Raw genomic sequence first — 26,437 nt, forward strand, 5'->3', positions numbered from 1 at the left:
CCGTCCCAACCTTCCACCCGTGAAGGGTGCAACGCCCGCACGCGCGAGATGGGGCCGAGGGCAGGCCCTCACGCGATTCCCCCGTCCGCGGGGGAAGCCGGCATCGGCTGCGCGGCGGATCAGCCCTCGCGCAGCCAGCGGGCGGCGTCGAGGGCGAAGTACGTCAGCACGCCGTCGGCGCCCGCGCGCTTGAAGCCCAACAGCGATTCGAGCGCGCACTTGCGCTCGTCGAGCCAGCCGTTGGCGGCCGCCGCTTTGAGCATCGCGTACTCGCCGCTGACCTGGTAGGCGAACACCGGCACGGCGAACTCGGTCTTGGCGCGGCGCACGATGTCCAGGTACGGCATGCCGGGCTTGACCATGACCATGTCCGCGCCCTCGTCGAGGTCCTGTGCGATCTCGCGCATCGCTTCATCGGAGTTGCCCGGGTCCATCTGGTAGGTCGCCTTGTCGGCCTTGCCCAGTGCGCCGGCCGAGCCGACCGCGTCTCGGAACGGGCCGTAGAACGCGCTCGCGTACTTGGCGGCGTAGGCGAGGATGCGTACGTGGACGTGGGCATCGGCCTCGAAGGCGCTGCGGATTGCCCCAATGCGTCCATCCATCATGTCGCTGGGCGCGACGATGTCGGCGCCGGCGTGCGCGTGCGACAGCGCCTGGCGCACCAGCGCCTCGACGGTCACGTCGTTGAGCACGTAGCCAGCCTCGTCGACGATGCCGTCCTGGCCATGCGTGGTGTAGGGGTCGAGCGCGACGTCGGTGATCACGCCCAGCTCCGGGAAGCGCGCCTTGAGCGCACGCACCGCGCGCTGGCACAGGCCTGCATCGTCCCAGGCGGCGGCGGCGTCGAGCGACTTGGCCTCCGGCGCGGTGACCGGGAACAGCGCCAGCGCGGGCACGCGCAGTTCACTCGCGACCTCGGCCACGCGCAGCAGCTCGTCGATCGACAGGCGCTCGACCCCGGGCATCGACGGCACCGTGGCGCGCCCGTTGGCCTCGTGCACGAAGACCGGGTAGATCAGGTCGTCGGCGGTGAGCGTGGATTCGCGCATCAACCGGCGCGAGAAATCGTCGCGGCGCATCCGCCGCATGCGGGAATCGAGTCTGATCATGCGGCGATTCTACGCCGCTACCGGCGCCCGGCCCTGCGACGCCGGGTCGCAGGGCGCGGTGTGGACGCGCGACGGCGAGGCCCGCTCAGCCGAGGTCGTGGACGCCGTCGATCTCCACCGCCAGCTCGCGCCGGCAGATCGCCGCGTGCAGCAGGACCCGCGGCACGTCATCGCCGAAGCGGGCATCGAGGGCGTCGGCCACGATCGGCAGGTCCTCGGCATCGCGCACATAGACCTTCAGCCGCGATCCTGCACCGAAGGCGTCCGGCAGACTGGGCTGACGCGCGCGCGCCGAGGCGATCAGCGCGTCGAAATTGGTGAAGGTCTCATCGAGCTGGGCCAGCAGTTCGCCCTCGTGCAGCGAGGCATGCCCCACGACGCTGGCCGTGCCCGAGAGCATCAACGGCATCGGGCTGCCCTCGGGCGGCAGCATCGCGCGCGCGAAGCTGGGCGCCTGCGGCCCGTACTGTCGCGGATAGCGGTAGGCGCTGACTTGGCGCGGGTTCTCCACCGGCGTGCCGGGCACGCGTGCGGCGAGCCAGTAGATCTGGATCGTGCGCGCCGCGTCGCAGCGACCGATCGCGGTTGCGGCTGGCAGGTGCGAGGTGTCGAAGTCGCCCAGGCCGCGGGCACGGCCGATGCAGAACTGGCGATAGCGCTCGGTGTCGCCGTCGCCCAGCGTGATCGCATCGAGGTAGTTCCAGATCCGCAGAAGATGCGGGTGGTCGCCGGCTTCGACGAAGCGCGTGAGCTGCCGGTAGGCATGCTCGGCCGCCAGCGCGATGCCGCTGTGATCGCCTTCGCCGGTGTGGCCGGCAGGCTCGTCGACCTCGATTGCGCCGAACAGCAACGCGCCGTCGCTCGACCAAGCGATCTCGCCGTCGCGGCCGCTGCGGACTGGCGCATGCGCGTGCCAGACCTCGACCGGCGCGGCGCCGTGCGGCTGCAACGGCACACGCAGCCAGCGCGGATCATCGATCCTGGGGGCGTCGTCGCCGAAGCCGAACGCGGCGAGCACGTCTGGCTGGGCGAGCAGTTGTGTCGGGTCCTGCCCGTGGACGTACTCCACGCGCAGCCGCGGCAGCGGATGCGGCGTCATCGCTGCGGCGCGGTTCACGGGTTGCCGCCTTGGAGCGTGTCGCCGCGGAAGGCGACACGGGCCTGCCGGCGCCGCGTGCGCCAGCCGCGCAGCGCCTGCGGCGCGATCGCGAGCGCGTTGATCGCGTAGATCATGCGGAATACGTACAGGCGCCAGCGCACCGCCGCATTGTCGAAAACATCTCCGGCCAACATCGAGATCACCGCCTGCTCCAGTTGCAGATCGTTGCGGGGCGCCGAGAACAGCCGCTGCATGACCGGCGTGTTGAAGCGATAGATGAACCACGTGAAGTGTCGCAGGCCGCGTTCGAGACGCGCCTGCATCGCGCGCTGCAGCCCGACCTCGCGCGCCGGCGTGCGCAGCGACGCATCGACCAGCGCGGCAGCCTGGCGGGCGCTGTCCATGGCCAGGAACACGCCCGAGGAGAAGATCGGATCGACGAACGCGTAGGCATCGCCGATCAGGATCCAGCCCGGCCCGGCCATGCGCGTGGCGGAATAGGAATAATTGCCCGTGGCGTGGACAGGGGCGATGCGCTCGGCGCCTTGCATGCGCGCACGCACCGCCGGGTTGGCCTCCAGCGTGCGCATCAGCAGCGTCTCGTTGTCGATGCGGCCGCCGTCGGTGCTGCGCTGGCGCAGGTATTCGGGCAAGCACACCGCGCCCACGCTCATCACGTCGTCGGGCAACGGGATGAGCCAGAACCAGCCATGCTCGAAGCGCGCGATGGTGATGTTGCCGGCATCCACGCCGGGCTGGCGGGCCACGCCCCGAAAATGGCTGAACAGCGCCGCTGACTGGTGCGTCCGATTCTTGCGCTTGATCCGGCGCTGCGACGCCACCACGGTATCGCGGCCGCTGGCGTCGATCAGGTAGCGCGGCCGCAGCGCCAGCGTGCTGCCATCGGCTTTGATTGCATCCACGCGTTCGGGCCGGCCGTCCGCGCCGAATGCCACGTGCACCACGCGCGTGCACTCGTGCATGTCCGCGCCACAGGCGCGCGCGTGCTCGAACAGGACCTGGTCGAACTGGTCGCGGCGCACGTGCACGGCGGCATCGGGGCCGGGCGTGAGCGTGCGGGTGAAGCGGAATACATGGCTCTTGGCCTCGCCGGGCAGCGGAAAGTCGGCGCCGGCCTTGTGCACGCCGATCGCGCGGACCTGGTCGAGCACACCCAGTTCCTCGAGGATCGGCATGTTCATCGGCAACAGCGACTCACCGATGTGGAACCGGGGATGGGCGTCCTTCTCCAGCACGACCACCTGGTGACCAGCACGCGCGAGCAGGGCCGCCGCGGTGCTGCCGGCCGGCCCGCCGCCGATGATCACCACGTCGACCTGCGGGGCGGAAACATCGTCGGCAACGGTCGGGGCGGGGGTCATCCAGGGAAACAGCGGTCGGCCAGAGCAGGCGCGCATCATAGCGGAAGGCCGGTGGACCGCCGCGCGGCGGGGAGCCTCGGCACCGGGCGCTTGCGCGGCCAGGCCCGATGCCGGATCGTGGCGACCTGCCCATCCATGGAACACCGCATGTCCGCACAAACCGAGGCCGAGCACGCGCTCGCGCAGTTGCTGGTCGAAAGCCTGAACCTGGAAGACGTTCAGCCCGGCGACATCGATCCCGAGGCGCCGCTATTCAATGCCGGGCTGGGCCTGGACTCGATCGATGCGCTGGAACTGGCGCTGGCGGTGAGCAAGCGCTATGGCTTCCAGCTGCGCTCGGACAACGACGAGAACCGCCGGATCTTCGCCTCGCTGCGGGCGCTGTCTGCCCACGTCGAGCAGCACCGCACCACTTGATCGCCCTGCTGCAACTGCTGCTGGCCCTGGGCTACGCGGTCCTGGCCCACCTGGCCAGCCTGTGGCAGCACGACGGCTGCGCGCTCGCCGCGCTGGGCCTGCTGATCGCGATGCTGCTGGTCGAACCGCTGCTGCACCGCCGGCTGTGGGCGTTTGCGGCGCTGCCACTGGCCGGCTGGGGGGCGTACGCGCTGTACGACGCCGGCCAGGCCGCGTTGCCGCTGCTGCTGGTGCCGGTGGTGTTCGTGCTGGCGATCGCCTGGATCTTCGCCCGGACCCTGCGCCCCGGGGTCGAGCCGCTGATCACCCGGATCGTGGCCGGGATCGAGGGGGGGGATGCGCAGGACATCGCACCGGACCTGCGGCGCTACACCCGCAGCCTGACCGCGGCCTGGGCCGCGGTGCTGGTGGCGATGGCCGCGGCCAACCTGGGGTTGGCGCTTGTCGCCAGTCCCGGCGGGCTGCTCGAACGCCTCGGTGTCCCCTCGCCCTGGCCGATCACCCCCGAGCAGTGGTCCTGGTTCGCCAACCTGCTCAACTACGGGGTCATTGGCGGCTTTTTCGCGCTCGAGTTCATGGTCCGCAAACGGCGTTTCCCGGGCCGCTACCACAGTTTCGCGGATTTCCTGCGCAAGCTCGTGGGGCTCGGGCCGGTGTTCTGGCGCGACCTGCTGCGCTGAAACCGGCCGGCACGCGCAGTCCGGGCGCGATCCCCGTATCCTAGCGCCCCAATGGAATACCGACAGACCCGCGCCGAGCCGGGAACGGCGACCCGCACCGCCCTGCCGATGCTCGCGTTGAATGCGCTCCAGTTCCTGTTCACCCTGCTCTGGACGGCGGGCTGGATCAGCGTGGCCCTGTGCCTGCAGGCGATCACCGGGCGCAGCGGACTGGCGCTGGACATGGCGCGCACGCGCTGGGCGCCGGGTCTGGTCGGGCCGGCCGGCGGGCTGACGATTGAGGGCGCCGACGCAGTCGATTGGTCACGGCCGTATCTGGTGGTGGCCAACCACGAATCAGTGCTCGACATCTGCGTGCTGTTCATGGCGGTGCCGGTGCCGCTGCGCTTCCTGCTCAAGGAGGAAATGCGGCGAGTGCCGTTCCTCAATCTCTACGCCCGCGCGACCGGCATGCTGTTCATCAGCCGCGACGACCGCCGCGCCGGCCCGCAGTTGCGACGTCAGGTCGCCCAGGTGCTGGGGGCGGGCCATACGCTGTGCCTGTTCCCCGAGGGCACGCGCTCGCGCGATGGCCGGCTCGGCGAATTCAAGTCCGGCTCGTTCCAGGCCGCGATCGATGCCGGCGTCGACGTGCTGCCCATCGCGCTGCACGGCACCGGCGCGGTGCTGCCGGTGCAGGGGTTCTTCCGTGTGCGCCGCGGGCCGATGCGCGCCGTGGTCGGGCGGCCCATCCCGGTCGCCGGCCGCACCGGCGCCGCCGGCCGCCAGGCCGTGGCACAGGAAGCCCAGGCCGCGGTTGCCACGATGCTGGAGCGCTGAGGTGGTGGCTGACGCGCTCGTCATCGAGGCAACGCATCCCTGCCTGCCCGGCCATTTCCCCGGCCGGCCGGTGGTGCCGGGCGTGGTGATCCTCGACCGCGTGGTCGCGGCGATCGAAGCGCTGCATGGCCCCTTGGGTGCGTTGCGCCTGCCGCAGGTGAAGTTCGTGCAGCCACTGCTGCCCGAGCAGACCGCGGCGATCCGGCTTGAGCCGATCGCGGGGCAGGGGCCGCGCTGGCGGTTCCGGGTCGAGCGCGACGGCACGCTGCTGGCGTCGGGCGAGATCGCCGCGGCGAGCCCGGCATCGGCATGAGCAGCGAGTGGAAGCGCCGCCGCGAGGGCGGCGGGCGGTTCGCGCTGTCGCTGATCCGCAACATCGGCCGATGCTGTGGGCGCACGCCGGCGCGCGCGCTGCTGTATCCGATCACGCTGTACTTTCTGCTGCGCCGGGGCGCGGAGCGACGCGACTCGCGGGCCTACCTCTCGCGGGTGTTCGGCCGTCCTGCGACGCTGGGCGAGGTCGCCCGCCACATTCACACCTTCGCCGCGACGATCCTGGACCGGATCTATCTGCTCAGCGAGTCCACGCGCCGGTTCGACGTGCGCACCGAGGGCTTGCCGACGCTGCACCGGCATCTCGAAGCCGGACGCGGCGTGCTGCTGTTCGGCTCGCACCTGGGCAGCTTCGAGGTGCTGCGCGTGCTCGCGCGCCAGCGTCCCGACACGCCGATCCGTGTCGTGCTCGACCGCGCACACGGCCGTGCGGTGACCGAATTGCTCGAGGCGCTCAACCCTGAAGTCGCCGCGACCGTGATCGATGCCGGCGCCGATGGGCCTTCGGTCGCGCTGGCGATCCAGGGCGCGCTGACGCAAGGGGCGATGGTCGCGCTGCTGGTCGATCGCAGCCAGGAGGGCGGTGCGACGCTCGAGGTGCCGTTCTTCGGTGCGCCGGCGCCATTTCCGGTCGCGCCCTGGTTGCTCGCCTCGGTGCTGAAGGTGCCGGTGATGCTGGCCTTCGGCCTGTACCGCGGCGGCAACCGTTACGACCTGGTGTTCGAGCCTTTCAGCGAAGGCGTCGATCTACCGCGGCGCGAACGCATGCGCGGGGTGGCCGCGCTCATCTGCCGTTACGCCGCGCGTCTGGAGCATCATGCGCGCAGCGCTCCCTACAACTGGTTCAATTTCTATGACTTCTGGAAACGCGACGCCCGCGCTTCGGTGGCGGGCGCCTTGCCTGCTGCTGGCGATGCTGGCCCTGGCCCCGACCTGGAGCGCGGCGCAGACCGTTGACGCCCCGCTGCGCGCCGGTCAATCGCGCGATCGCGTGCCGGCGCCGGCCGCCGTCGCACCGCGCAGTGTCGATGCCGACTGGATCCTGCAGCGGCTGACCCAGTCCGGGCCGAGTGCGACGCCGTTCGTCGAATTGCGCACGTCCTCGATGCTCAAACGGCCGCTCGCTCTGGTCGGCGAGTACCGCCGCCCCGATGCCGGCACCCTGGTGCGCGAGGTGCGCAGCCCCTACGCCGAGACCACGACGATCCGCGGCGGCGAGGCGACGATCGCGCGCGAGGGACGTGCACCGCGCACGTTCTCGCTCGCACGCGTGCCCGAGCTGGCGGCGTTGCAGGACAGCTTCGGTGCGCTGCTCGCCGGCGACCGCAAAGCGCTTGAAGCGCTGTACGCGCTTCAGGCCGATGGCGTGCCTGCCGACTGGACCTTGCGACTGACGCCGCGCGATCCGCGCGCCGCCAGCCGGCTGACCGCGATCGTGCTGCGTGGCCGCGATGCCGAGCTGCGCTGCATCGAGACCCAGCCCAAGCAAGGCGATCCCCAGCCGACGCTGCTGGGCGGAGCCGCGGGCGATGCCGCGGCGGTCGATTCGCCCGAGGCCGCGCGGCGGCTGTGCCACGACGTGCCGCGTTGAGCAGGGGGCCGGGTTTTCGCGAGCGGCTGCTGCAGCGGCCGCGGCTGCGGCTGGGCCTGGCCGCCGCCTGGCTGCTGGCGCTGGCCGCGCTGAGCTGGGTGGCCGGGCAGGCGCTGGAGTTCAGCGGCGACCTGCGCCGCTTCCTGCCCGATGCACGCACACCCGAGCAGCGGCTGCTGATCGACGAACTCGGCGACGGGCCGGGCTCACGGCTGCTGATGCTGGCGATCTCGGGCGAAGCGCCCGAAGCCTTGGCCGCACGCTCGCGCGCACTGCACGATGCGCTGGCCGGTGATGCGCGCTTCACGCTGGTAACCAACGGCGGCGAGGCCGGGCTGGATGCCTTCCCCGAGCGCCTGCTGCCCTACCGCTATCTGCTGACCGATTCCTTCGACGCCGCGCCGCTGGATGCCGACGCCCTGCGCGATGCGCTCGATGCGCGCCTGCAGGATCTCGGCTCGCCGGCCGCCGGGCTCGTCGAGCCGCTGCTGCCCGCCGATCCCACCCTCGAGGTCCTGGCCCTGGCCGAGGCCTGGCAACCGGCCGGCGCCCCGCAGCGGCTGCACGAGGTCTGGTTCGACCGCGCCGGCACCCACGCGCTGTTGCTGGTGGAAACCCGCGCGGCCGGCTTCGACCCCACCGGCCAGCTCGATGCCGTCGGCACGATCCGCGAGACCTTCGCCGAGCAGGCCCGTGGCAGCGCGGCCAGGCTTGAAGTCGTCGGTCCCGGCGCGTTCTCGGTCGACATCGGCAGCCGGACCCAGACCGAGGCGCAGCGCATCGGTCTGGTCGACACCCTGGGCCTGATCGTGCTGCTGTTGATCGCCTATCGCAGTTGGAAGATGCCGCTGCTGGGCGTGCTGCCGCTGGCGAGCGCCGGTATTGCCGGCCTGACCGCGGTCGCGCTGCTGTTTCCCGGCGGCGTGCATGGCATCACGATCGCCTTCGGCTTCACCCTGATCGGCGTCGTGCAGGACTATCCGATCCACTTCTTCAGTCACCAGCGTGCCGGCCTGTCGCCGTGGCGTAACGTGCGCGGCCTGTGGCCGGCGCTGTCGACCGGCGTGATCGCCACCTGCATCGCCTACGCGACGTTCCTGTTCTCCGGCGTCGATGGCCTGCGCCAGTTGGCGGTATTCACGATCGCGGCGCTGGTGGTGGCTGCGTTGACCACGCGCTATCTGCTGCCGGGCCTGGTCGACCCGTCGCCGCCCGACATCGCCGCGTCGCTGCGGCTGCAACGGCTGTGGCACTGGATCGAGACGCTGCCGCGGCCGACGTGGTCGCTGGCCGTCCTCGCGTTGGCCTCGGGGCTGGCGATCGCGTTCGCGCCGGGCGAGGTCTGGCAGAACGACCTGTCCAAGCTGACCCCGGTCGATGCGGCGTCGATGCAGCGCGATGCGGAGCTGCGCGCCGAGCTGGGGGCGCCCGACGTGCGGTTTGTCCTGGTCGCGCAGGCGCGTGAGCGCGACGCGGCGCTGGCGGCGACCGCCGCGCTGCGCCCGGAACTCGATGCGCTGATCGCCATCGGACGGCTCGACAGTTACGACATGGCCGCGCGCTACCTGCCCAGTGCCGAGCTGCAGCGCGCCCGTCAGGCGGCGCTGCCCGACGCCGCGGCGCTGCGTGCGATGCTCGCCGACGCGCTTGCCGGCTCGGCATTCAACGACGATGCCTTCGAGCCTTTCGTCGCCGATGTCGCGCGCGCCAAGACCGCACCGCCCTTGACCCGTGAGGACCTGGCCGGCTCGCCGCTGGCGACCGCGGTCTCGGGCCTGTTGCTCGAGCGCGACGGCCGCAGCACCGCGCTGGTCTCGCTCAGCGGCCTCGACGCCCCGTCCGATCTCGAGGCGTTGGTCGCGCAGGCGCGCAGCCCCGGCGTCGATCTGCGCCTGCTCGACATGAAGGCCGCGTCCGAATCGCTGGTGGTCGAGTACCGCGGCCGCGTCGTGGCCGCGATGGCAGTGGCGCTGGTGCTGTTGATCGCCACCGTCTGGGTCGCGCTGCGCAGCCCGCGCCGCGTCTGGCGGGTGCTGTTGCCGACCCTGCTGACGCTGCTGGTCGTGATCGCAGTGCTGCGCTTGGCCGGCGTCGAACTGACGCTGTTCCATCTGGTCGCGCTGATCCTCGCCGCCGGCCTCGGCCTGGATTACGCGCTGTTCTTCGAGCATGCCGGCGATGACCGCGACGATCAGATCCGCACGCTGCACGCGATCGTGGTCTGCACCCTGATGACGCTGCTGGTGTTCAGCCTGCTGGGTCTGTCGTCGATCCCGGTGCTGCGCGCGATCGGCAGCACCGTGGCGCTCGGCGTGGTCTTCAATTTCGTGCTGTCGTTGCTGGTCGCACGCCATCGCGGTGCGATCGAGGCTGCACGCTCGGAACAGGTGCCGATGCATGAGTGAGCTCGACCGCGACGCGATCGCCTCGATGATCCCGCACCAGGGCGCGATGTGTCTGTGGGACACGGTCGTGGCCTGGGACGCGGCCAGCGTGACGCTGCGCAGCGCCGGTCATCGCGCGCCCGACCATCCGCTGCGTAGCGACGGCCGGCTGCGCGCGCTGCATCTGTGCGAATACGGCGCGCAGGCGATGGCGGTCCACGGTGGCCTGCGCGCGCGCCAGTCCGGTGGCCGGGTCCGGCCGGGCATGCTGGTCGCGCTGCGCGGCGTGCAGCTGCACGTCGCCCGCATCGATGATCTGGCAGGGGATCTGGAATGCGTGGCCGAGGTGCTGGTCGAATCCGACGACAGCCAGCAGTACGCGTTCCGGATCGCCTGCGACGGCGTGCTGTTGGCCGAGGGCCGTGCGGCGGTGATGCTGGGGACGTGAGAGCGCATGCGACCGTTGCGGAGGGCGCAGCCGCCGCGACGCCCGCTTCAGCGCATCACGAAGGCGAGGCTAGAATCGCTCCATGAACACGTCAATCAAGCGCGCGCTCGTCACTGGCGGCAGCGGCGACCTCGGCGGTGCGATCTGCCGGCGTCTCGCCGCCGATGGCCACCATGTGATCGTCCATGCCAATGGCAATCGCACACGGGCGCAGGCGGTCGTCGACGCAATCGTCGAGGCCGGCGGCAGCGCCGAAGCCGTGGTCTTTGATGTCGTCGACGGCGAAGCCACGCGCCGCGCACTCGAAACGCTGCTCGAGGCCGGCGCGATCCAGATCGTGGTCAACAACGCCGGCATCCATGACGACGCGCCGATGGCGGGCATGTCCGAAGCGCAGTGGAAGCGGGTGATCGATGTCTCCCTACACGGGTTCTTCCACGTCACTCAGCCGCTGCTGCTGCCGATGGCGCGCAAGCGCTGGGGACGCATCGTCAGCGTGTCGTCGGTGGCGGCCGTGCTCGGCAATCGCGGCCAGACCAACTACGCCGCGGCGAAGGCGGCCTTGCATGGTGCGTCGAAGTCGCTGTCGCGCGAGATGGCCAGCCGCGGCATCGCCGTCAACGTGGTCGCGCCCGGTGTGATTGCCGGCAGCATGGCCCAGGACGCGTTCCCCGAGGAGATGGTCAAGCAGATCGTGCCGGCGGGGCGTGCGGGCACGCCCGACGAGGTCGCCGCGCTGGTCGGCTTCCTGTGCTCGGATGCGGCCGGCTACATCAACGGCCAGGTGATCGGCATCAACGGCGCGATGGGCTGAGCCGCGGCCACGGCGCGTGACCCCGATGCACGCCCCGGGCCGTTCGCACACTGGACCGCGCCGCCACGGCGCCCTCGGGAGGATCCCATGCGCTATCCCCTGCTGTTGACCAGCTTGCTGTCGACCGGCCTGCTGGCCGCCGCCTTGTTGCCGGCCCATGCGCGCGACCTGATGCGGCTCGAGGTACCGGTGCCTGTGGTCGCGGGCGCCGACATCGACGCCGAACTCCTCGAACACTGCGACATCGATGGCAACTTCACCCAGGCGCTGGTGCGCGAACTGCGCAAGGTCGCCGAGCCCGCGCAGGCGCCGCTGGCCGACATGCAGGGCCGGGTGCTGAAGGTCGAGATCGTCGACGCGCTGTGGAGCGGCAACTGGTTCATCGAGCACACCCAGACGCTACGCGTACGCGGGGCGCTGTACGAGGACGGCGTGCGGGTGTCGGGCTTCAATGGCGTGATGCAGGGGCATGGTGGCGGCCTGACCAGCGGCTGTTTCCAGATGAATGCGAACTTCCGCGCACTGACCTGGCACATCAAACGCTGGCTGCGCAATCCGGTGGACGGTGCGCGGATCGGGCAGGGCGGCTGAGCCGGCACCATCCACGCCGGCTTCAGGTCGGGCGGGCGATGATCGGCCGGCGCCCATCCGGGCACCCACGAGTCGAGGCACCGCCATGCGCATCGTTCGCACCCTGTCGCTTCTGCTGGCCGTGGCGGCGATCGCCGGCTGCGCCAGCTCCCACGTCCTCACCGGCACGCCGCGCGCGCCGATCGACCCGGCCCAGGTCCGGATCTATCACGGGCCGCCGCCGGGCCACTACGAGGAAATCGCGATCCTCAACACCAGCAGCGGCGCACTGACCTATGGCGAGCAGAACAAGACCGACTCGGTGTTGCAGAAGCTGCGCAACGAGGCCGCCAAGCTCGGCGCCAACGGCGTGCTGTTTCAGGGCACCGCCGATGGCGAGCGCAGCGGCGGCGTCAGCGTCGGCGGCGGCCTGGGCCGCGGCGGTGGCCGCTCGTTCTCGGCCGCCGGCGTCGGCGTGGACATCAGTCCGCGGCAGAAGTACGCCAGCGGAATCGCGATCTGGGTGTCCGATCCGCCGCCGCCGGGACCGATGACGCCGCCGCCTCCGGTGCGCTGACCTCAGCAAGGCGCCAGCCTCAGCAAGACCGTGGCAACCGCCCTGTCCCGGGCGTCCGTTCGGGGACGACGCCAGTCTCAGGCCGCGTCGGCGTACCAGTGAGGGGCCAACGACGTCTCAGGTACCGCGGGGCCGGCCAACAGCGCCGCCAGGCCGTGGTCGGCGATCTGCGGATGCACGATGCGGGCGTGGGTCAGGATCTCGCCGGCCAACGCCCGCATGCGCGCGACGTTGTCGCCGATGCGTGCGACGAATGCGTCGGTGTCGAGTCGGTCGGCCAGCGCGCGGTTCATGTCGCGGAACCAAGCGATATCGAACTGGTCGAGCGAGCGGACCTGCGGCGCCGCGCCACCGGCATTGCGTTCGCCCCACTCGCGCAGCAGCGGTTGTAGCGCCAGGTTGAGCGCGCGGGCGTCGGCGAACGCCGGTCGCAAGCGGCCCAGCGTCGCCAGATCGGTCAGCCGGTCGGCGAAGAACAGCGGCGACAGCACCGCCCAGTAGTAGGTGTAATCCCAGATGACCTTCAGCGGCATGACCTGCGCATCGCCAAACAGCGCGTACTGGTCCTGGTAGAGCGTCATGGTGTTCTCGTAGAACGAGAAGTACAGCTGCTGGTACAGCTCGGCATGCCGGCTGACATCGAGGCCGGCGTGCGACTTGCCGATCAGATCGCAGATGTAGGTATTGCTGATCGCGATGAAATCGCTGCCTGGCGAATAGAACGGATCGAGGAACAGCCCGGCCTCGCCGGTCAGCGCCCAGCGGCGGCCCGAGAACACCTGTTTGACGCCGTGCGAGAAGTGGCGCAGGAACAGGAAATCCTGAAGCGTATGTTCGGCGCGGTCCAGGCTGGCCGCGACCTGCGGCTGGTGGAGCCGCAGCCAATCCATCGCCTTGGCGTGGGTGTTCATCGTCTCGAGCGGATGCATCTTTGCGTCGCAGACGATGCCCAGCGAATGCGCGCCCGATGACAGTGGGATCAGCCAGAACCAGTAGCCCGGGCCGCACATGTGGTTGGTCGAGCGCCAGCGGTCCGGTGGGTCGCAGCGCTGCAGCCAGTGCGCGTCCTGCGACCAGGCATTGGGGTCGACGATGCCGTCCACGCGCCACCACACCGCATTGGCATCGTGGTCGTTGGCTTGGGCGAGGTCGAGCTTGCGCTTGAGCAGACCGGCGCGTCCGCTGGCGTCGACGAGCCAGCGGCAGCGCATTTCGCGGATTTCGCCGTCGTGCTCGACACAGACGACGTGGTCGCCGTCGTCATCGGCCAGCTCGATGCCGCGCACCACTGCGCCGTGGTCGAAGCGCACGCCGCGCGCGCATGCGCGCTCGCCCAGATAGTTCTCGAAACGGCCGCGGTCGATCTGCCACGACGGCGTGGGCATCAGCTGGCTCACGCCCATTTCGGTGCAGCGGTCGACCTGGTCGGCGCCTTCGGAGAAGAAGAAGCGGAAGCCGAACTTGCGGATCTGCTCGGTGTCCAGGTGTTCGCGCAGTCCGAGCACGTCGGCGAAGTAGTGCGCGCCGATCTCGACGGTCGACTCACCGACCTTGTGCGCAGCCTCTCGCACAGGATGCGTACGACGTTCGACGACCGCGACCGACAACGACGGCGTGCGGTCGCGCAGTTGCAGCGCCAGGGTCAGGCCCGCCAGCCCGCCACCGAGGATGAGCACGTCGGTGGTGGCGGTCGCGGTATCGGAACTCGGGGGCGTGGCCATGGTGCGGACATCCTGTATGCGTCGGGGCCGTCAGCGCCGGCTTGGTGCCAGCCTACCGCAGGCCATGTGGCGGCTCAGCCGGCCAGTGGGGAATCGGGTGCGGGGGCGTGGTCGGGTGCGGGAGGCGCAGCGCCGGGATCGAAGATCACCGGCGGCCGGCGACGCTTGCGCCGGTAGACGCCGACCAGATCGCCATGCGCCAGCACCTGGCCGACGACGTGCGAGGTGATCTGGTAGAGGTCGTGGAACAGCCGGAAATGGCTCTTGCGGAACTGCTCGTCGGAATCGACGCTGTGGTAGCGAGTCTCGACCGGCACCGACACCACGCCGCAGCCCAGTTCGCGAGCGGCCGAGATCAGGATCTGCGCCTCGAACACGAAGCCTTCGCCCGGCACGTCCTGCAATGCCAGCACATTGGCCGGATACAGGCGCTGGCCGCTCTGGCTGTCGACGAGGCGATAGCCACAGCCCCAGGCGATGCCCCAGTCGCCGAAATCGTTGCCCAGGCGCCGGTACCAGGGCTGGGTGCTGCGCTTGCGCAGTCGCGCGCCGTTGACGATGCAGTTGGGATGGCGGTTGGCGGCCTCGATCAGACGCGGGATGTCGCTGGCGCGGTGCTGGCCATCGCCATCCATCGTCACCACTGCGGCGAACCCGCGGCGTCGGGCTTCGGCAAAGCCGGCGCGCAAGGCCGCGCCCTTGCCCATCCGGGCGGCATGGCGCAGCAGCGTGACCGGTAGTGCAGCGACGATCTCGGGCGTGGCGTCGTCGGAGCCGTCGTCGACCACGATCACGTGGTCGCAATGCGCCAGCGCGCCACTGACGACCTCGGCGATCCGCAGCGCCTCGTTGAGCGCGGGCACGACCACCGCGACATTGCCGCGGTGCAGGGCGGGAACGGTCATCGCTGGATCTCCAGTACCAGCTCGCGGTGCGGGCCGGCGCGCAGAACCGCGCGGTCGCCTCCGGTGGCCAGTGCATCGAACAGGGGCAGCATCTGCGCCATCGCATTGCCCGGCGCGCGAGCCGACAGCGGGCCGGGCTGAGGACGGGCGTCGCCGTCGCGCAGCGTCGCCGACAACCGCGGGCCATTGCCCTCGCGCGTGAGCACCAGCGCGCCGCCGAGCAGGCCCTCGCTGGGCGACATCGTCGACAGCAGGCCGGCGGCTGTGCCGTCGTAGGCCACCAGCAACACCGCCTTGCTGCCAGCCGCGAGCTGCAGCATGGCTTCCACCAGGCCCTGCGCGAACGTGGCGTCGTAGGCGCTGATCGCGGTCGTGGCCTCGGTGCATCCGGCGCCGATCGTCCAGTAGCCGGCCGCCGCGTTGTGCACCGAGTTGTGGAACTTGGTCGGCGAGATCGCGGTTGGGTCCTGTGCGAGCGTTTCGCACATGTAGTCGGTGATCGCCAGTTCGCCGTGGGTGGAGGCGAAGACCGACGGCAGCGACGCCGGCTCGCGGCCAGCGGCTTGGCAGGCGGCAAGCGCCACCTCCAGTGCGACCGCGACCGAACCGGGCGCACGTCGTCGCTCGTTGGGTGCGAGCAACTGTGGCGATGGCCGGGCGGGCGCGGCGTCGGGCAGCGCGCCGGTGGCGGCGAAGGCCTGCGCGGCCGACCAATCGGGCAGGCCGTCGTTCCAGAAGCCGATCCCGGCGATGGTGGCAGTCAGCGTGCTCATGCGGCCGCCTTGCCGAACAGCAGTGCGCAGTTGTTGCCGCCGAAGCCGAACGAATTGTTCATGGCGTAGTTGATCGTGCGCTGGGCATTGTCGAACCGGATCTGCGGGCCGCATGCCGGGTCGTGCACCTGCGATTCGAGGATGCCCGGCAGCAGGCCGTGCTCGAGCGCGGTCAGTGCGAACACCGATTCGACGATGCCGGCCGCGCCGAGCGTGTGGCCGGTCCAACCCTTGGTGGAACTGGCGTGCAGCGTGGCGGGGAACAGGGTGTCGACCGCGCGCGCTTCGACCGCGTCGTTGGCTGGGGTCGAGGTGCCATGCAGGTTGAGATAGCCGACCTGGCCGGCATCGATACCGCCACGGGCGAGCGCGCCCTGCATCGCCAGGATCGCGCCCAGACCTTCGGGGTGCGGCGTGGACATATGGTGTGCATCGCTCGATTCGCCGTAGCCGCACAGTTGCAGGCCGTCGTCGCCGCGCGCCGGGCGCTCGAGCAATGCGAAACCGCCGGCCTCGCCGAGCGACAGCCCGTCGCGCGCGGCATCGAAGGGCCGGCAACGCTCCCGCGAGACCAGCCCGAGTGCGTTGAAGCCGAACAGCACGCTGCCGCACAGCGTGTCCACGCCGCCCACCAGCGCCGCGTCGACCACACCTGCCTGGATCATCCGCGCCGCCTGCGCGAAGACCTTCGCGCTCGACGAACACGCGGTCGCGACCGTGATGCAGGGGCCGCGCAGCCCGGTGGCGTGTTGCAGGAAATCGCCCAGCGAATGCGGGGTATGCACGATCGGCCGGGCCAAGTCGTCCGGGAACCGGCGGGTGCCGTCGTCGCCGGTCACCGCGCGCGCGTAGGCCTCCTCGCTGGCACCGATGCTGGCGGTCGAGGTGCCGACCACCAGCGCGACCCGGTCGGCGCCGTGGCGTGCCACCAAGGCCTCGAGCGCGTCGGGCAGGCCGTCCTGCTGCAGTGCCAGCCAGGCCAGCCGGTTGTTGCGGCATTCCCAGCGCGCCAGGGCGGCCGGCAGCGCGGCGTCCTCCAGCCCGTCGACGCGGCCGATCCAGGTGGGCAGCGGTGTCGCACCGAAATCATTGCGGCGCAGACCGCCTCTGCGTTCGCGCAGGGCCTCGCGCTGCGCCGCTGCGCCGCGGCCCAGTGCGGTGGTGGCGGTGTAGGCGCGGATGGCGACGGGCGGCATCGGCGGCAACGATTGCGATGGGGGCACGCGGGGGGTCCGGCTCGGGAAGCGGCCGAGTATAGCCACCGGGCGTGAGGCTAGAATTCAGGGCACACCCCAGTACCGCCGCCGCGCAAATCCGTTCCCATGTCCCGTCCTCGCCTGCTGCATCAGTTGCGCCTGCTCGTCGATCGCGATGCGCTGCATGCGCTGGTGGTGGCGGGCAGTGCCTGCGTGCTCAGCCTCGGCTTGGTCTACGTGGGCTACGTGGTGCACGTGTGGCGGGTCGCGCGCAATGCCCCCTGCGCGCCGGCGCGCGGGGACTGCGTGTTGCTGTTCGGCAAGCATGCGCCCGGTGGCCGGCTCGACGCGGATTTCCAGGCGCGCCTGGCCCGGGCCGCGACGCTGTGGGATGCACGCGCGCCGCGCAGCCTGCTGCTGCTCGGCGGTGGGCCCCAGGGCGCCCCGACCGAGGCGGCGCTCGCCCGCGAGGCGCTGCTGGCGCGCGGGATCGCCGCCGATGCGCCGCTGCTGCTGGAGGACCGCTCGCGCGACACCCTGCAGAATCTGCGCAACGCGCGTGCGCTGTTGGCGCAATCGGCCGGGGCGCCCGTGGGCCAGGTCACCCTGCTCAGCAGCCGCTACCACCTGGCGCGCTGCGCGTTGCTTGCTGGCCACCTGGGCCTGGACTGGGAGCTGTGCGCGGCCGAGCCCGCGCTGTCCTGGCGTCCGACGACCTGGTGGCGGATCGCAGGCGAGGCCGCGTATCTGTGCTGGACCGACGTGGGGATGCGCTGGGCCCGGCTGATCGGCCACCGCCGGATGCTCGCGCGGCTGGGGTAGGGCAGCGGCGCACCAGATCACGCTCGCGGGTGCGCTTTGCGCCCGCGAACGGCCGACGCTAGCGCGCTGTCCGCCCCCGCTGCGCGGGCACGAACCGGGTCTCCACGGCCTCGGCCAACTGGTCGGGCGGCAGCAGGCCCTGGTCGAGCAGGAAGTTGTTGAAGGCCAGGCGATCGAAGCGCTCGCCCAGTGCCAGCTCGGTGCGCATGCGCAGTTCGAGGATGCGGGTGTAGCCGTAGAAGTAGCTCGTCGCCTGGCCGGGCGCGTTGACCGTGTAGCGGTCGAGTTCCTGACGCGCCATCGCCGGCGACAGCATCACCTCGTCGGTCAGTACGCGGCCGGCGCGTTCACGGTCGATCAGGCCCAGGTTGAGCATCGGATCGAGCATCGCGCGGGCGGCGCGCAGCAGACGGAACTGCAGCGCGATCAGCTGGCCATCGAGCGGCTCGTAGGGCACCAGTTCTGCCTCGGCATACAGCGCCCAGCCCTCGACGTTGACCGAATTGAAGGCGAACATCGAGCGCGCCAGCGACACCCCGCGCTCGACCATTGCAGTGAACTGCAGCTCGTGCCCCGGGCGGCCTTCGTGCGCGGACAGCGTCCAGCGCACCGCATCGAAATTGAAATCATCATAGGCCGCGTGCTCGCCGTCGCCACCCGGATTGCCGAGCGGCAGCACGAACGTGCCCTGCTGACCGGTATTGCCGACCAACGGCGCCGGGCGGAAGTGCGGGGCGGGTTGTGCGGCCGATTCCGCGGGCGAGCCCAGGCGCATCTGCATCGCGCGCTGCGGCACGTCGACAATGCGCTCGCGCGCGATGATCGGATCGATCGCATCGATCACATCCCGATAGCTTGCCTCCAGACGGTCGTCGGGAATCGCATCGCGCTTGAGCGCGGCGATCACCTCGCGATAGTCGGTGGCGGCGATGCCCTTGTCCTTGGCGACCAGCGGCGCGAGTTGCTGCATCTGCGCGCGGATCTCCATGAAGGCCAGTTGCGCGCGTTGCATCAGCAACTGCGGGTCGATATCGGTGCCGTACTGCTTGAGCCCGAAGGCGTAGAGCTCGGGCGGCAGGCGGGTGTCCTCGCGGGCCTTGGGCAACACGACGGTGCGTGTCCACTGTGCGTAGTCGGCGATCTCCTTGGCGATCGCGTCCAGCGCCGCGTCCGCGCCTTCGACCTTGTACTCGGCGAACAGGTCGCGGATGCCGGCGGCATAGGTGTCGGCGCTTTCGAGCGCACGCTCGACCTCGCGGCGGGTGGGCTGCAGCAGCGTCGTGTCCGACAGACGTTCCTCATAGCGCTCGCGTGCCAGGCGTGTGATCGGCACGCTGCCGGGCGCGAGGCCCGCGTAGCGTTGCAGGCGCGCGAGTGCATGACTGCGCCGCTCGGGTGGCGTCTGCGTCGACAGCAGGGCATTGATGCCGTTGAACACCAGTTGTGGCGCATCGGTCCACGGCAGCAGGAACCGCTCCTCGAGCAGGCTGCCCTCGATGCTGTCGTCGATGCTCTTGAGCAGGATCTGCAGATCCTGGCGCACGTTGGCGTCGCGCTCGAGCTCGAGCTGGGTCTGCAGCTTCGCGCGCGCACCGGTGATCGCCTCGCGGTAGCGGCGGGCGTGATCGGGACCGAGGTCGGCGACCTGGTCGTCGTAGCCGGGCACGCCGAAGAAGCCGACCGATTCGGGCTGGAACGGGGCCTGGGCGTCGATCAGGATCTGCGCGAGGTCATTGCTGCGGGCGACCCAGGCCGGCTCGGCCGGTTGCGCCGCGGACGCTGTCGCGGCGGCAGTGTCGGCATGGGCACCGGCCGCGAATGGCGTGGCGAGGGTCAGGGCGATGGCGAGGACGAGCGGCTTCATGGACAAATCCGGCGGCGGCGATCAGGTCACCGTAGACGCCGTGCCCCGCGCCGGCAATGCCCGGAAGTCAGGGCGCGATCGCGGGCTCGCCAACGTCGGTTGCCTGGTCCACCAGGGTCACCATGCCGTCGTCCGTCGCCTTGATGAAGAACAGCGAGCCGTAGCGCCATTGGCCGCGTTTGCGCTTGGCCTCGACATACAGCGTGCCCTCGCCCTTGGGCCCAGTCAGGGTCACGATGAGCCCGGCCTCGCCGGTACCGCCGCCGAGGGTCGAGGTGTTGATACTGCCTGCCGGCAGGAAGCCCTCGGTCATCGGTTCGCCGATCAACGCGACGATCTCCCGGTCCGCGCGGGCGCGCGCGACCGCATCCTGGTAGACATCCGAACCGACCAGGGTGCTGCGCACGCCGAACAACAGGACCGCGATCGCGAGCGCGACCAGCGCGATCGCGGTCACGATGGCCACGGGCAAGGCCCACTTCCAGTGTCGCTGCCACCAGCCGCGCGAGGGCGTCGGCATGGTGTGTGGCGGGGCGGAACTGGGGGCAACGGCGGGGGCATGGCGGACATGTGGTGGCTCGCGGTGGGGTCAGGGCGCGAGGCAGCGCTGCAGGAAGGCCTCGGTGGTGCGATAGCGATGCAATGCGTCGCGACCGCGCAGGCCGTGCTTGGCGCCGGGGTAGGTCATCAGTTCGAACGGCGTGCCGGCCGACTGCAGCTGGCTCATCAGCTGCGTGGCGTTGGTGAACAGCACGTTGTCGTCGGCCATGCCATGGATCAGCAGCAGCGCATTGGGCCGGATGTTGTCGGCATGGGTGAACACGCTGGCTTCGCGATAGCCGTCGACGTTGGTCTTAGGCAGCCCCATGTAGCGCTCGGTGTAGTGCGTGTCGTAGAGCGCCCAGTCGGCGACCGGTGCGCCGGCGACGCCGCAGGCATAGGCCTCAGGCGCCTTGGCCAACAGCATCAGCGTCATATAGCCGCCGTTGGACCAGCCGTTCACCGCGATGCGGTCGCCGTCGACCCAGGGCTGCGCCTTCAGCCAATCCACGCCGCGGACCTGGTCCTCGACCTCGACTGTGCCCTGACGCCGGTAGAGCGCGCCGACAAAGTCGCGGCCGCGCCGCGGTGTGCCGCGATTGTCGAGCGAGAACACCACGTAGCCGCGCTGCGCCAGGTACTGGTGGAAGCTCGCGTCGGCGCGCCCGGGCCAGGTGTCGAGCACGGTCTGCGAGGCCGGACCGCCGTAAACGTACACCACGGCCGGATAGCGCTTGTTCGCATCGAAGTCCGCGGGCCGGATCAGCGAGTAATGCAGCGGCGTGCGTCCGTCGGCCGCGGTCAGCGTGCCGAATTCGGTGGGCAGGTGCGCGGCCCGATAGGGCGCATAGGGGTGGTCGGCCGCGGCGAGGTCGTTGTTGACCAAGGTCGCGACCTTCGTACCGTCGGCGCGGTGCAGCGCGATCTGCGGTGGCGTCGTGGTGTTCGACCAGCTATCGACGTAGACCGAGGCGTTGCGCGCGAAGCTGGCGCTATGCATGCCCGGCTCGGTGGACAGCGCCGTGTAGGCCTGCCGGCCGTCGAGGCCGACGCTGTAGAGCCGCGACTCGGTCGGCCGGGCGACGGCCTTGCCGTCCTCCAGTGCCATGCCCGCGCGGAAGTACACACGCCCGGCGGCCTCGTCGATCGCCAGCAGCTCATCGACCGGCCAGTCGCCGCGCGTGAGCTGCGTCGCCCGGCGTCCGTCCTCACTCATCAGGTACAGGTGCTGGAAGCCGTCGCGCTCCGACGACCACACAAAGCGGCCATCGGCGAGGAACCGCAGGTCGTCGTGCAGCGGCACCCAGGTGCGACTGCGCTCGACGAGCAGCGTGCGCTGGCGGCCGGTGGCGAGCGTGGCCTCGATCAGCTCCAACGTCTGCTGGTCGCGCGACTGGCGCTGGAACGTCAGGCGTTGCGGGTCGCGCCACTGCACGCGGGCAAGATAGATGTCAGGATCGCGCCCGAGGTCGACGGCGGTCGCAGTCCCGCCCTGCGGCGCGATCACGTGGAGCGAGATGCGCACATTGTCGTCGCCGGCCGCCGGATAGCGCTGCTCGACGACATCGGTGCGATCGGGATAGACCTCATAGCGCTTCTGCACCGGCACCGGCGACTCGTCGATGCGCGCATACGCGATCGCGCTGTCGTCGGGCGCCCACCAGTAGCCGGTATGGCGGTCCATTTCCTCGTCGGCAACGAACTCGGCCACGCCATTGCCGATGGTCGCGCTGCCGTCGGTGGTCAGTCGGCGCTCGGCGCCGCTCGCCAGATCCACGACCCACAGATCGCGCGCCCGGACAAAGCTCACGAAGCCGCCGCGCGGCGAGACCTTCGGGTCGGTGGCGAACCCGCCGTCTTGGGTCAGCTTGCGGACCGCGTCGCGCCCGGTCTTGGCCAGATCGTAGAGATACAGTTCGCCGCCGAGCGGGAACAGCAGCGTGCGCGCATCCGGCGCCCACTGGTAATCGACAATGCCCGACTGCCCGGCGATGCGTTGACGCTCGCGTCGGGCCTTCTCCTCGTCGCTGAGCGTCTCCTCACCCGGCAGCACGACCTTCGAGTCGACCAGCATGCGGGTCTGCCCGCTGGCGATGTCGTACTCCCACAGATCGAGTTGGTTGCGGTTCTCATCCTTACCGCGCAGGAACGTCACCCGCGACCCATCCGGCGCGACCTGCGGCTTGAGCAACGTCGGCCCCGACAGCGGCGCATCGCCGGTGATCGCCTCGAGCGTGAGGCGACCGTTCGCAGGTGGTGTCGTGGCGAGCGTGTCGGAGGCGGTCGTGGCGAGCATCAGAGCGGCGGCAGCAAGGACGGAGCGCATGGCGAATCCAGTGGAGCGGGGAAGGGAGTGTATCGGGTGTCCGAGCGCCGCCTCGTGCGCCCCATCAGCCCGCCGGACAGACCTCGCTCCGCGCGGCACTGCCCGACCAGCTCCACATGCGATGGATCTGCGGTTGGAAGGTGTGCAAAACGTGGCCGCAAGTCACGCCGGCGTCGGGCGGCAGGCACGCCGCATGCCGGCCGTCGTCGGCGACGTACCAGCGGGCTTGCGACGGGGGCGTGGTGATGTAGGCCAATGCGAGCAGTTCGCTCGCGACCTCGGGGGCCGGAATCCGCCGCCAGCCATCGCCGGCAAGCGTGTCGCAGCGCGCGGCATCGGCGATGGGATCGGTGGTCGGCGTCGATGCGCACGCGGCGAGCAGGCAGGCCGCGGCGCATAGAGGGATCGCTCGCATCGGGCGCGTCCTCGGGGTCCGGAGTGGAGCTCCGATCCTACGCAGGGTGTTCGAGGTGCGCACCCCGGACGCGTCGCGTCAGCGGCGGCCCTGCCCGAACAGCTGCTTCTTCTCTTCCTCGCTCAACGGCTTGCCGGCGTCCGGATTGACCTCTCGCGCCTTCGCGTAGGCGCGCTGCGTCGCCGGCCGGGCTTGGATCGCGGCGTGCCAGCGGCGGATTTCCGGGTAAGGCGTCATATCGATCGGGGCCTTGTCGTAGACGCCGATCCACGGGTAGGCGGCCATGTCGGCGATCGAGTAGGCATCGCCGGCGATGAACTCGCGGCCTGCCAGCTGGGTGTCGAGCACCTGCAGCAGCCGGTTGGCCTCTTTGGTGTAGCGCTCGATCGCGTAGGGAATCTTCTCGGGCGCGTAGACGTTGAAGTGGCCGTACTGGCCGGTCATCGGGCCCAGGCCTGCCATCTGCCAGAACAGCCATTCGATCGCTTCGATGCGCTTGCGCGGTTCGGCGGACAGGAAGCGGCCGGTCTTCTCGGCCAGATACAGCAGGATCGCGCCCGATTCGAACACCGTCTGCGGCGCGCCGCCGTCGGCTGGCGCGTGATCGACGATCGCGGGCATCTTGTTGTTCGGCGAGAACGCGAGGAACTCGGGCTGGAACTGGTCGCCCTTGCCGATGTTGACCGGGTGGATCGTGTAATCGAGTCCGGCTTCCTCGAGAAACAGCGTGACCTTGTGGCCGTTGGGGGTGGGCCAGTAATGCAGGTCGATCATGGCGACGCTCCGAAAGACAAGTGCGTCGAGTCTATGGGGGCGCGCGGTCAAGCGGCGTGGCGACGCGGCGCACGCTGCGTTGCGGTGGTGGCGCTTGGGAACGTGAGCGAGAACGCGGCCCATCCCATCAGCGCGGGCAGGGTTGCGTGGCGAGAGTGCTTTTTCGCGGGCGGTCGTTTGCCCCCATCCCAGCCTTCCCCCGCGAGCGGGGGAAGGGGCAAGCGACTGCGCGCGCTTACTGGGTCTTGCAGTCCAGACGGTGCGTGGCGTCGGTGCCGATGCGGATATCGGCCACGCCCAGCGTCAGGCCAGCGGGTGCGCGCAGCGCGAACGGCGTGCTGACGCGGGTGGCATCGAGGCCGGCGGCCGTGAGGCACTTGAGCGGCACGCCGACGGTCACCCATTCGCCGCGCGGCAAGGTGCCCAGCCACGGGCCGACCGGCAGTTCGGCCTGGCAGCCCTCGCCACAACGGGCGAACAGCGTGACGTCACCGGCGGCGGGCACGGCGTCCGCGCGTACGGTGGCGAGCAGCAGCGAATCGCCATTGGTCTCGCGGCTGAGGTCAAACGGCGAATGCGACAGCAGTTCGGCGGTGGCATTGCCGGTCCAGGTCAGCAGACGTGCGCCTTCCTGGGTCTGGTAGTCGACCGCGGCCAGCGTCAGCGTGCCGTCCGGCGTGGCGACGCGCGGGTGCAGCACGTCGGCGCCGCGGCCGTCGTTGCCGGTCACCACCAGGCGCAGGCCGGGCCCAGGCACGCCCCGGGCAAAGTAGCCCGCGTCCTTGCCGTCTTCGGCACTGACGCCGGCGTCTTCGGGCAGCGGTGCAAGATCGCCGGCATCGGCGTAGGTCAGGCCGAAGCCGAACGGGAACAGCGGGTCATAGCCGTCCATGCCGACGTTGTTGACGTACTGGTCGGCGCGACGCGGCCATGAGAAGCCGAGCTTGCCCTTGAAGTCGTGCTGCGGCTGGCCATCGGCGCCGCGCAGCAGCACGTCGGCGATGCCCGCGCCCTCCGAACCCGGCAGCCACGCGGCGACGAAGGCGTTGGAGGCGTTGATCTCGCGGTTCATCCACAGCGGACGTCCGCTCAGGAACACCGAGACGACCGGGATGCCATCGGCGCGCAGGCGCTTGATCAGCTCGAGATCGGCGTCGTTGCCGGGCTTGTACAGCAGGTTCGGCAGGTCGCCGAGGAACTCGGCATACGGATCCTCGCCGAACACCACGATCGCCACGTCGGGCTTCTGCCGGTACGCGCCGTCGACCGCGAGCTGTGCGCTGCCGCCCGCGGCCTCGACCTGGGCGCGGATGCCGTCCCAGATGCTGTCGGCGTTGGGATAGTCGGCGCGCTTGGTGCCGGTGCCCTGCCAGTTGAGCGTCCAGCCACCGGACTGCTTGCCCACGTCGTCGGCGCCGTCGCCGGCCACCAGCACGCGTTGCTTGGGCGAGAGCGGCAGCACGCGGCCTTCGTTCTTGAGCAGCACCAGCGACTCGCGCACCGCGCGACGCGCGACTTCGCGATGTTCGGGCGCGCCGAGCAGTTCGAACTTGCCGCCGAGCGCACGTTCCGACGGGCGCGGCTTGTCGAACAGCCCCATGCGGAACTTGACCTTGAGCACGCGACGCACGGCGTCGTCGAGGCGTGCCATCGGCAGCTCACCGGACTTCGCGTGCGCGAGCGTGCTCTCGTACAGGCCGCGCCAGCTGTCGGGCGCCATCGCCAGGTCGAGCCCGGCATTGAACGTGGCGGCGCAATCGGTGGTCGTGCAGCCCGGCAGCTGGCCGTGGCCGTTCCAGTCGCCGACCACCAGCCCGCCGAAGTTCATCCGCCCCTTGAGCACGTCGGTGAGCAGGGCGTGGTGGCCGTGCAGACGCTCGCCGTGGAAGCTGTTGAACGAGGCCATCACCGCCTGCGCGCCGGCCGCGATCGCCGGCGGGTACCCGGCGCCGTGGAGATCGCGCAGTTGCGCGTTGGTGACCTGGGTGTCGCCCTGGTCCTTGCCGCCGACGGTGCCACCGTCGCCGAGGTAGTGCTTGACCGAGACCATGACGTGGTGATCGTCGAGGAAGTCTGCCTTCCCGGGCTCGCCCTGCATGCCCTTAACGACGGCCGGTGCGAACGCGGCGACGACGTCCGGTGATTCCGAGTAGCCCTCGTAGGTGCGGCCCCAGCGATCGTCCTGCGGCACGGCGACGGTCGGCGCGAACGCCCACTCCATGCCGGTGGTGCGGGTCTCGATCGCGGTGACGCGGCCGATCTCGCGCATCAGATCGGGATTGCGGGTCGCGCCCAGGCCGATGTTGTGCGGGAACAGGGTGGCGCCGACGATGTTGCTCTGGCCGTGCACCGCGTCGATGCCGAAGATCACCGGGATCGCCTTGCCGCCGCCGGTCGTGTCCATCGAGGCTTCCCAGAACGCATCGGCCAGCGCCAGCCATTCGGCCGGCGCGGCGTCGTAGCGTCCACCGGGGTCGGAGTTGCCGCCCGCCAGGATCGAACCGAGCCGGTACTTGCGCAGGTCCTCGGGCGTGATGTCGGCGATGTCGCCCTGGATGATCTGTCCGACCTTCTCCTCGACGGTCATCGTGGCCAACAGCGCGTCGACCTTGGCATCGAGTTCGGTGTCGTCGAACGGCCACTTCACTTCGGGCCACTGCGACGGATCGACGGCATTGGCATCGGCGGTGGTCGCCGCCTGCGCATCGGCGCCTGCCGCGGCGTCGGTCGCCTTGGGATCGTTGCCGCAGCCGGCCAGCGCGAGCGCGGCGGCAAGGGCGAGCAGATGCTTGCCGGCGGGTCGAGTGGCGCGCCGGCGCGCCGCCGGTGTGGGCTGGATGGACATCGTCGGGTTCCCCTCCGCTACGTGGTCGTCAGT

General features: G+C 70.4%; 25 protein-coding genes. 12 read left to right on the forward strand and 13 right to left on the reverse strand.

Annotated features, from left to right (window positions below; genetic code table 11):
- Positions 1–119 precede the first annotated feature (119 nt).
- The 3 genes from hemB to WAF18_RS02890 all read right to left on the reverse strand — a co-directional run bounded on the left by hemB (position 120) and on the right by WAF18_RS02890 (position 3,590).
- Positions 120–1,109: a porphobilinogen synthase gene (hemB, locus tag WAF18_RS02880; RefSeq protein WP_337243782.1), complete on the reverse strand. Its 990-nt coding sequence runs from the start codon at positions 1,107–1,109 to the stop codon at positions 120–122.
- Positions 1,110–1,194: 85 nt separating this feature from the next.
- The gene (locus tag WAF18_RS02885; RefSeq protein WP_337243783.1) at positions 1,195–2,208 is read right to left on the reverse strand and encodes a pteridine-dependent deoxygenase; all 1,014 of its coding nucleotides are present in this window, start codon (positions 2,206–2,208) and stop codon (positions 1,195–1,197) included.
- Between the two features lie 14 nt (positions 2,209–2,222).
- A complete protein-coding gene (locus WAF18_RS02890; protein WP_337243784.1) occupies positions 2,223–3,590 on the reverse strand; it encodes an NAD(P)/FAD-dependent oxidoreductase in 1,368 nt (455 codons plus the stop codon).
- Positions 3,591–3,737: 147 nt separating this feature from the next.
- Here WAF18_RS02890 and WAF18_RS02895 point away from each other — a divergent pair, with 147 nt between their 5' ends.
- From WAF18_RS02895 to WAF18_RS02945, 11 genes are all read left to right on the forward strand, one after another.
- Complete coding sequence (locus tag WAF18_RS02895) at positions 3,738–4,007, forward strand: phosphopantetheine-binding protein (RefSeq protein WP_337243785.1); 270 nt, start codon at positions 3,738–3,740, stop codon at positions 4,005–4,007.
- Positions 4,004–4,687 carry a ketosynthase gene (locus tag WAF18_RS02900; RefSeq protein ID WP_337243786.1) on the forward strand — a complete coding sequence of 228 codons (684 nt, stop codon included), beginning with the start codon at positions 4,004–4,006 and terminating at the stop codon, positions 4,685–4,687. The genes WAF18_RS02895 and WAF18_RS02900 overlap by 4 nt, the downstream gene beginning before the upstream one ends.
- A 108-nt stretch (positions 4,688–4,795) precedes the next feature.
- Positions 4,796–5,506, forward strand: coding sequence for a lysophospholipid acyltransferase family protein (locus WAF18_RS02905; protein WP_337243942.1), 711 nt, complete (start codon positions 4,796–4,798; stop codon positions 5,504–5,506).
- A gap of 4 nt (positions 5,507–5,510) precedes the next feature.
- A complete protein-coding gene (locus tag WAF18_RS02910) occupies positions 5,511–5,819 on the forward strand; it encodes a hypothetical protein (RefSeq protein ID WP_337243787.1) in 309 nt (102 codons plus the stop codon).
- Positions 5,816–6,796, forward strand: coding sequence for an acyltransferase (locus WAF18_RS02915; protein WP_337243788.1), 981 nt, complete (start codon positions 5,816–5,818; stop codon positions 6,794–6,796). Before WAF18_RS02910 ends, WAF18_RS02915 begins: the two co-directional genes overlap by 4 nt.
- The gene (locus WAF18_RS02920) at positions 6,753–7,430 is read left to right on the forward strand and encodes a LolA-related protein (protein ID WP_337243789.1); all 678 of its coding nucleotides are present in this window, start codon (positions 6,753–6,755) and stop codon (positions 7,428–7,430) included. Before WAF18_RS02915 ends, WAF18_RS02920 begins: the two co-directional genes overlap by 44 nt.
- Positions 7,427–9,835 (forward strand): MMPL family transporter, encoded by a 2,409-nt coding sequence (locus WAF18_RS02925; RefSeq protein ID WP_337243790.1) that lies wholly within the window; start codon positions 7,427–7,429, stop codon positions 9,833–9,835. The genes WAF18_RS02920 and WAF18_RS02925 overlap by 4 nt, the downstream gene beginning before the upstream one ends.
- Positions 9,828–10,262 carry a phosphotransferase gene (locus WAF18_RS02930; RefSeq protein WP_337243791.1) on the forward strand — a complete coding sequence of 145 codons (435 nt, stop codon included), beginning with the start codon at positions 9,828–9,830 and terminating at the stop codon, positions 10,260–10,262. The genes WAF18_RS02925 and WAF18_RS02930 overlap by 8 nt, the downstream gene beginning before the upstream one ends.
- Before the next feature lie 82 nt (positions 10,263–10,344).
- Positions 10,345–11,076 carry a 3-oxoacyl-ACP reductase FabG gene (gene fabG / locus WAF18_RS02935; RefSeq protein WP_337243792.1) on the forward strand — a complete coding sequence of 244 codons (732 nt, stop codon included), beginning with the start codon at positions 10,345–10,347 and terminating at the stop codon, positions 11,074–11,076.
- A gap of 87 nt (positions 11,077–11,163) precedes the next feature.
- Positions 11,164–11,667: a hypothetical protein gene (locus tag WAF18_RS02940; protein WP_337243793.1), complete on the forward strand. Its 504-nt coding sequence runs from the start codon at positions 11,164–11,166 to the stop codon at positions 11,665–11,667.
- Between the two features lie 85 nt (positions 11,668–11,752).
- Positions 11,753–12,223 carry a hypothetical protein gene (locus tag WAF18_RS02945; RefSeq protein ID WP_337243794.1) on the forward strand — a complete coding sequence of 157 codons (471 nt, stop codon included), beginning with the start codon at positions 11,753–11,755 and terminating at the stop codon, positions 12,221–12,223.
- Positions 12,224–12,300: 77 nt separating this feature from the next.
- Here WAF18_RS02945 and WAF18_RS02950 read toward each other — a convergent pair whose 3' ends face one another.
- From WAF18_RS02950 to WAF18_RS02965, 4 genes are all read right to left on the reverse strand, one after another.
- Positions 12,301–13,944 carry a tryptophan 7-halogenase gene (locus tag WAF18_RS02950; protein ID WP_337243795.1) on the reverse strand — a complete coding sequence of 548 codons (1,644 nt, stop codon included), beginning with the start codon at positions 13,942–13,944 and terminating at the stop codon, positions 12,301–12,303.
- A 74-nt stretch (positions 13,945–14,018) separates the two neighbouring features.
- Positions 14,019–14,849, reverse strand: coding sequence for a glycosyltransferase family 2 protein (locus tag WAF18_RS02955; RefSeq protein ID WP_337243796.1), 831 nt, complete (start codon positions 14,847–14,849; stop codon positions 14,019–14,021).
- Positions 14,846–15,622 (reverse strand): beta-ketoacyl synthase chain length factor, encoded by a 777-nt coding sequence (locus tag WAF18_RS02960; RefSeq protein ID WP_337243797.1) that lies wholly within the window; start codon positions 15,620–15,622, stop codon positions 14,846–14,848. The genes WAF18_RS02955 and WAF18_RS02960 overlap by 4 nt, the downstream gene beginning before the upstream one ends.
- The gene (locus tag WAF18_RS02965; protein WP_337243798.1) at positions 15,619–16,818 is read right to left on the reverse strand and encodes a beta-ketoacyl-[acyl-carrier-protein] synthase family protein; all 1,200 of its coding nucleotides are present in this window, start codon (positions 16,816–16,818) and stop codon (positions 15,619–15,621) included. Before WAF18_RS02965 ends, WAF18_RS02960 begins: the two co-directional genes overlap by 4 nt.
- A 126-nt stretch (positions 16,819–16,944) precedes the next feature.
- Here WAF18_RS02965 and WAF18_RS02970 point away from each other — a divergent pair, with 126 nt between their 5' ends.
- Positions 16,945–17,640, forward strand: coding sequence for an ElyC/SanA/YdcF family protein (locus WAF18_RS02970; RefSeq protein ID WP_337243799.1), 696 nt, complete (start codon positions 16,945–16,947; stop codon positions 17,638–17,640).
- 58 nt (positions 17,641–17,698) lie between these two features.
- Here the strand turns inward: WAF18_RS02970 and WAF18_RS02975 are convergent, their stop codons facing one another.
- The 6 genes from WAF18_RS02975 to WAF18_RS03000 all read right to left on the reverse strand — a co-directional run bounded on the left by WAF18_RS02975 (position 17,699) and on the right by WAF18_RS03000 (position 26,404).
- Positions 17,699–19,504, reverse strand: a complete 1,806-nt coding sequence (locus WAF18_RS02975) for a DUF885 domain-containing protein (protein ID WP_337243800.1) — start codon at positions 19,502–19,504, stop codon at positions 17,699–17,701.
- 67 nt (positions 19,505–19,571) lie between these two features.
- Positions 19,572–20,024 (reverse strand): cytochrome c oxidase assembly factor Coa1 family protein, encoded by a 453-nt coding sequence (locus WAF18_RS02980; RefSeq protein ID WP_337243801.1) that lies wholly within the window; start codon positions 20,022–20,024, stop codon positions 19,572–19,574.
- Positions 20,025–20,093: 69 nt separating this feature from the next.
- On the reverse strand, positions 20,094–22,370 hold the full coding sequence (locus WAF18_RS02985) for a S9 family peptidase (protein ID WP_337243802.1): 2,277 nt from the start codon (positions 22,368–22,370) through the stop codon (positions 20,094–20,096).
- A gap of 64 nt (positions 22,371–22,434) precedes the next feature.
- Positions 22,435–22,785 carry a hypothetical protein gene (locus WAF18_RS02990; protein WP_337243803.1) on the reverse strand — a complete coding sequence of 117 codons (351 nt, stop codon included), beginning with the start codon at positions 22,783–22,785 and terminating at the stop codon, positions 22,435–22,437.
- A 78-nt stretch (positions 22,786–22,863) separates the two neighbouring features.
- Entirely contained in the window at positions 22,864–23,559 is a 696-nt protein-coding gene (locus WAF18_RS02995; protein WP_337243804.1) for a glutathione S-transferase C-terminal domain-containing protein, read from the reverse strand.
- Between the two features lie 235 nt (positions 23,560–23,794).
- Positions 23,795–26,404: an exo 1,3/1,4-beta-D-glucan glucohydrolase gene (locus WAF18_RS03000; protein ID WP_337243805.1), complete on the reverse strand. Its 2,610-nt coding sequence runs from the start codon at positions 26,402–26,404 to the stop codon at positions 23,795–23,797.
- Positions 26,405–26,437: the final 33 nt, after the last annotated feature.

The sequence above is a fragment of the Luteimonas sp. gir genome (genome assembly GCF_037198055.1).
GTDB classification, from domain to species: Bacteria; Pseudomonadota; Gammaproteobacteria; order Xanthomonadales; family Xanthomonadaceae; genus Luteimonas; species Luteimonas citri_A.